At 57.9% G+C, this 442-nt stretch carries 1 protein-coding gene; it reads left to right on the top strand.

Translation table 11 applies throughout. The annotated features are described in order from the left end of the window. Positions 1–12 precede the first annotated feature (12 nt). On the top strand, positions 13–442 hold a 430-nt coding region (locus QMG56_RS23285), incomplete at its 3' end, for a VOC family protein (protein WP_281825288.1).

The raw sequence follows: 442 nt of genomic DNA, 5'->3' as shown, positions 1-442 counted from the left end.
CATGTTGCCATCATGACCGGCGACTACGCCGCCTCTGAGAAGTTCCTCTGCACCATGATCGGCGCACGCCTCTCCGATCACGTCCATCAACAACTGCCCGACGGCAGCGTTCTGAGCGTGGCTTTCATGCACACGGGGCTCCGGCATCACTCGGTGGCTTATGTTGAGGGACCGATCGGCGGCACAAGCAAGCTGCATCATGTTGAAGTCACAGCGAACCGCATTGCCGACGTTGGCACTTCGTACGAGCGCCTCCAGGCGGCGGGCATCAGGATGGGAATAACGCTGGGTCAGCATCCGAACGACATGGACATGTCATTCTATGCGCAAAGCCCGTCGAACTTTCTCTTCGAACTCGGCTATACAGGGATCAGGATAGAGGATGAGGATGCATGGTCGCCTCGGGTCTATGATCGCATTAGCCTTTGGGGCCACACCTTCC

This window comes from Sphingobium sp. BS19, assembly GCF_027925545.1.
Lineage (GTDB): Bacteria > Pseudomonadota > Alphaproteobacteria > Sphingomonadales > Sphingomonadaceae > Sphingobium.
The sequence above is the reverse complement of the archived record's forward strand: the minus strand, read 5'-3'. Positions and strand labels throughout refer to the sequence as shown.